Origin of the sequence: Mycolicibacterium arseniciresistens (assembly GCF_030519285.1) — a bacterium.
Classification (GTDB): domain Bacteria; phylum Actinomycetota; class Actinomycetes; order Mycobacteriales; family Mycobacteriaceae; genus Mycobacterium; species Mycobacterium arseniciresistens.
Map to the genome: position 1 here is coordinate 1 of NZ_JAUMSQ010000360.1, position 6,104 is coordinate 6,104.

The 6,104-nt window shown below is 71.9% G+C and carries 2 protein-coding genes; both read left to right on the forward strand.

The genetic code is table 11. From position 1 onward, the window contains the following. Window positions 1-1,317, forward strand: a 1,317-nt coding sequence (locus tag Q2100_RS28250; RefSeq protein ID WP_302916705.1) for an SDR family NAD(P)-dependent oxidoreductase, incomplete at its 5' end; no start/stop codon positions are given. Beyond that, window positions 1,310-6,104, forward strand: a 4,795-nt coding sequence (locus Q2100_RS28255) for a non-ribosomal peptide synthetase (RefSeq protein WP_302916706.1), incomplete at its 3' end; no start/stop codon positions are given. The genes Q2100_RS28250 and Q2100_RS28255, both read left to right, overlap by 8 nt.

Below are 6,104 nucleotides of genomic sequence, written 5' to 3' on the forward strand. Positions count from 1 at the left end.
GACGTCTGGCTGGTCACCGCAGGCGCCGAACGGGTCACCGGGGACGACCCGGCGCCGCTGCCCGCACCGGCGGCACTGGCGGCGATGCACCGCAGCGTCGGCTTCGAGCACCCCGACCAGACGTTCCGCCACCTCGACCTGCCCGCGGGCGGCCTTGACGCCGGGGCCGCCGCCGCCGTGGCCGAGACGCTGTTCACCGACGTGGCCGAGGCCGCACTCCGCGGCGCCGTCCCGGTGCTATATCGCCGCGAACTGCCCACTGTGACAACGGCTCCGAAGGCGTGGGCGCTCGATTCCGGCCTGCTCGACGACGTCGTCATCACCGGTGGCGCCGGCGCGGTCGGACTGCACTTCGCGCGGTACTTCGCCGAACAGGGCGCCAAGCGGATCGTGCTGCTCGGCCGCCGCGGCGCGGACGCCGACGTGCTGGCGTCGGTGGCCGGCGACCACGGCACACAGGTGATCGCGCCGCCCTGCGACATCACCGACCGCGACCGGCTGGCCGTGACCGCCGCCGAGTTCGCAGGCAACGGGGCGTCGCTGCTGGTGCACGCCGCCGGGGCCGCCGGGTTCGCCACCCGCGACCACATCGACCGCAGCGTGCTGACCCAGGCCTTCGCCGCGAAGGTCGACGGCCTCGCCGCCGTCGTCGAGCTGTGGCCGCTACGGCCGGACGCGCCGATCCTGCTGTGCTCCTCGGTGTCCGGGGTATGGGGCGGGCAGGGGCACGCCGCCTACTCGGCGGCCAACCGGCTGCTCGACGTGACGGCTGCCCGACTGCGGTCATCGGGGCGGGACTGCCTGTCGGTGCGGTGGGGGCTGTGGGCCGCCGACGGAGAAAGCGTCGTCGACGCCGCCGAGACCGCCCGGATCGAGCGTTCCGGACTGCTGGCGATGGCGCCGCGTGCGGCGATCGAGGCGAGCCTGCGCCACCACTCCGGCGATCCGCTGGTCTTCTCCGCCGACGAGAGCCGGCTGCAGATGTTCTTCGCGAGCCAGCAAGCGGCTCAGCATGACCAGGCTGCCGACACCGATGTCGGCGCCACCGACATCCGGGCGGCGGTGCGCGTCGAACTCGCATCGGTGCTCAGCGTGGCCGACGCGTCGGCGCTCGACCTCGACGCGTCGTTGTTCGACCTCGGCGTCGACTCGCTGCTGGCCCTCGATCTGCGCAAGCGGATCAAGCACGCCACCGGCCGGTCGGTTCCGCTGGCCCGGTTGCTGGGCGGCATCACCGGCACCGAGCTGATCGCAGACCTCGACCGGGCCGGCGAGCCGGCCGACAGAGCAGAGAAAGTGAACGCTTCGCGTGACTGACACCACTGAGCACACCCGCATCACGAACGCGGCGGGCCTCGACGACAACCGACTGGAACTGCTGCGGCGCAAGCTTGCCGAACGCGGACTGCGCTCGGCGCCCGACGCAGGAGCAGGCCCGGCCGAAGGACTGTCCGACGGGCAGCGACGGATGTGGTTCGTCCAGGAGATGGACCCGGGCGGCGCACTGCTCAACATCTGCCTGTCCTACCGGCTGCGCGGCGATGTCGACCCGGCGCGGCTGCATGATGCGGTCGACGCGGTCGCCCGCCGCCACAGCGTCCTGCGCACCACCTACCGCGCCGGCGAGAACGGCGAACCGGCGCTCGAGGTGCACGACGACCTGCGCCCCGGCTGGGCCGAGCACGACCTGTCGCAGATGTCCGAGCAGGGCAGGCGGCTTCGGCTCGAAGTGCTCGCGCAGCGCGAGTTCGCCGCGCCGTTCGACCTGACCAAGGACGCACCGCTGCGGATCACCATGGCCCGCATGACCGCCGACGAGCACGTGCTGCTGTTCGTGGCGCACCACATTGCCTGGGACGACGGCTGCTGGCGGGTCTTCTTCGCCGACCTGACCCGGGCGTACGACGGCGCAGAACTGGGGCCGGAGCCCCGCCCCGCACGCCTCGCAGGGCCCGACACCGTCGAGGCCGACCTGGCGTACTGGCGCGCGGTGATGGCCGCGATGCCCGAACCGCTCGAGCTGCCGGGGCCGACCGGCTCCGTGGTGCCGACCAGCTGGCGCTCCCAGCGCAGCACACGGCAACTGTCCGGCGACGTCGCAGGTCGGGTCTCGGCGCTGGCCCGCGAGACAGGCTGCACGCCGTACATGGTGCTGCTGGCGGTGTTCGGCGGCTTGATCCACCGCTACACCCATGCCGACGACTTCCTGGTCGCCGCCCCGGTGCTCAACCGTGACGGTGGCGCCGACGAGGTGATCGGCTACCACGGCAACACCGTGGTGATGCGGCAGCGGCCCACGCCGGGCATGACGTTCCGCGAGTTACTGGCCCAGACCCGCGACACCGCGCTCGGCGCCTTCGCCCACCAGCGGGTGAACCTCGACCGCGTGGTGCGCGAGCTCAACCCCGACCGGCGCTACGGGGCGGAGCGGATGACCCGGGTCAGCTTCGGGTTCCGCGAGCCCGACGGCGGCGGCTTCGCCCCGGCCGGCGTGCGCTGCGAGCGTGCCGAACTGCGCAGCCAGGTGACGCAGCTGCCGCTCGGATTCATGGTCGAGTTCGGCGCCGACGCCATCCTGGTGGAGGCCGAACACCTGGTGGAGGTGCTCGACCAGGAGCTGGCCCGCCAGTTGCTCGACCACTTCGCGACGCTGCTCGACAGCGCGCTGGCCGACCCGGACCGCCCGCTGTCCGACCTCGACCTGCTCGACGCCGCAGGCGCCGAATGGCTGCGCGAGGTGAGCTACGGCGAGGAGTTCTCGACGCCGCCCGCCACACTGCCCGACCTGGTCTCCGCCCAGGTGCGAAGCGCACCGGACGCGGTCGCGGTGGTCTACGAAGGCCGCACCTACAGCTACGGCGAGGTCAACGCGGCGGCGAACCAGATGGCGCACTGGCTGATCGAGCAGGGCATCGGCGCCGAGGACCGCGTCGCCGTGCTGCTGGACAAGTCGCCCGAACTGGTGATCACCGCGCTGGGCATCGTGAAGGCGGGCGCGGTGTACCTGCCCGTCGACCCCACCTATCCGCAGGACCGGCTCGACTTCATCCTCGAGGACTCCGACCCGAAACTCGTGCTGCGCGAACCGGTCACCGGACTCGAGCGCTACCGCGGCGACGACCCCACCGATACCGACCGTGTACGGCCGCTGCACCCGGACAACACCGCGTACCTGATCTACACGTCGGGCACCACCGGGCTGCCCAAGGGGGTGCCGGTGCCGCACCGGCCGGTCGGCGAGTTCTTCGTCTGGTTCGGTGACGACTACCAGATCGACAACTCCGAGCGGCTGCTGCAGGTCGCCTCGCCGAGCTTCGACGTGTCGATCGGCGAGATCTTCGGCATGCTGATCTGCGGTGCGGGCCTGGTGATCCCACGCCCGGACGGCCTGCGCGACATCGGCTACCTGACCGACCTGTTGCGCGACGAAGGCATCACCTCGATGCACTTCGTGCCGTCGCTGCTCGGGCTGTTCCTGTCGCTGCCCGGCGTCAACCAGTGGCGCACACTGCGCCGGGTGCCGATCGGCGGCGAGGCGCTGCCCGGCGAGGTGGCCGACAAGTTCCACGCCACATTCGACGCGCTGCTGCACAACTTCTACGGGCCCACCGAGACGGTGATCAACGCCACCCGCTACAAGGTGGAGGGCAAGCAGGGCACCCGCATCGTGCCGATCGGCAGGCCCAAGATCAACACGCAGATCCACCTGCTCGACGACAACCTCAAACCGGTGCCGGTCGGGGTGATCGGCGAGATCTACATCGGCGGAACGCATGTGGCACACGGCTACCACCGCCGCCCCGGTCTGACCGCCGAGCGGTTCGTCGCCGATCCGTTCACTCCCGGCGCTCGGCTGTACCGGTCGGGCGACCTGGCCCGCCGCAACGCCGACGGTGACGTCGAGTTCGTCGGCCGCGCCGACGAGCAGGTCAAGATCCGAGGGTTCCGCATCGAACTGGGCGACGTGGCCGCCGCGATCTCGGTGGACCCGAGCGTCGGACAGGCCGTCGTGGTGGTCAGCGACCTGCCTCAGCTCGGCAAGAGCCTGGTCGCCTACCTGACGCCCGCCGCGGAGGCCGACGGCGTCGACGTGGACCGGGTGCGCGCCCGGGTCGCCGCCGCCCTGCCGGACTACATGACACCCGCCGGATACGTCGTGCTCGACGAGATCCCGATCACCGCGCACGGCAAGATCGACCGCGCCGCGCTGCCCGAGCCGGAGATCACTTCCGAGACCGACTACCGGGAGCCCGGCACCCCGACCGAGCGGCTGCTGGCCGGCCTGTTCGGCGAGCTGCTCGGCCGCGACCGCGTCGGCGCCGACGACTCCTTCTTCGACCTCGGCGGGCACTCGCTGCTGGCCACCAAGCTGGTCGCGTCGGTGCGCTCGCAGTTCGGCGTGGAACTCGGCGTGCGCGAGGTCTTCGAACTCGGCAGCGTCGCCGGCCTGGCCGAGCACATCGACGGCATGTCCGGCGCCGCGCCCGACGACGACAGGCCACGCCTGATGCCCACCGGGCACGACGGCCCGGCGCCGCTGTCGGCGTCACAGCTACGGACCTGGTTCACCTACCGGGTCGACGGGCCCAACCCGGTCAACAACATCCCGTTCGCGGCACGGCTGTCCGGGCCGGTCGACGTCGACGCTCTGGTCACTGCCGTGCGCGACGTCGTCGACCGCCACGACATCCTGCGCACCACCTACCGCGAGATCGACGGCGTGCCGCACCAGGTCGTCAACGCACCGGGCGAACTGCGGGTCCGCCGCGCCCGCGGTGACGACGACGCCTGGGTGCAGGCCGAACTGGACCGCGAACGCCGCCACGTCTTCGACCTCGAGCACGAGTGGCCGTTGCGCGCCGCGGTGCTCAGCGCGCCCGGCGGGCATGTGCTGTCGCTGATGATCCACCACATCGCCGGCGACCACTGGTCGGCAGGGGTGCTGTTCGGTGACGTGGTGGCCGCCTATCTGGCGCGGCGCGGCGGGCAGGCGCCGGACTGGGCGCCGCTGCCGGTGCAGTACGCCGACTACGCGGCCTGGCAGGGCCGGATGCTGGCCGACGAGAACGGGTCGATGGCCGCGCAGCGCGAGTACTGGGTGCGTCAGCTGGCCGGCACGCCCGCCGAATCCGGTCTGCGCCCGGACTTCCCGAGGCCGCGTGTGCTCGGCGGAGACGCAGGCGCGGTGGAATTCGGCTTCGACGGCGCCACTCGCGACAAGCTGACCGCGCTGGCCCGCGACCTCGGTGTCACCGAGTTCATGCTGTTGCAGGCGGCGGTCGCCGTGGCGCTGCACAAGGCAGGCGGCGGCGAGGACATCCCGATCGGCACCCCGGTGGCCGGCCGGTCGGAACCCGAACTCGACCGGCTCGTCGGGTTCTTCATCAACATCCTGGTGCTCCGCAACGACCTTCGCGGCAACCCGACGCTGCGTGACCTGCTGGTGCGCACGCGGGAGATGGCGCTGTCCGCATACGCCCACCAGGACCTGCCGTTCGACCAGGTGGTCAACGCGGTCAGCCCGGTGCGGTCGGTGTCGCGCAACCCGCTGTTCGGGGTGGTGGTGCACGTTCGCGAGCAGCTCCCCGACGGGCAGGTCATCGACAGCGGGCCGGACGGCGACACGGCGTTCTCCGCCATCGAGCCGACGTTCGACGTGGCCCATGCCGACCTGTCGCTGAACTTCTTCGTGTCCGACAAGGGGTGCCGCGGCCACGTCATCTACCGCACCGAGTTGTACGAGCCGGCCACCGCCCGGCGGTTCGCGTCGTGGCTCGGCCATGTCGTCGACGCGTTCGCCGACCGGCCCGACGAGCGACTGCGCAGCCTGCAGATCACCGACGAGCAGGAGCGGCAGCAGCTCTCGCAGTGGGGCGGCGGGCAGCTGGTCGTGCTCGACGACGCGCTGAACCCCGCGCCGGTCGGCGTGATCGGCGACGTGTACCACCGCGGCGGTCCGGTCGCGGTGGGCCAGTGCGACGGCGTTGCGCTCACCGCCGCCCGGTTCGTGGCGGATCACACCGGCGGACAACCCGGTTCGCGGCTGTACCGGTCCGGCGACCGCGGCCGCTGGACCGGTGACGGGCGCCTCGAGCTCGTCGGCC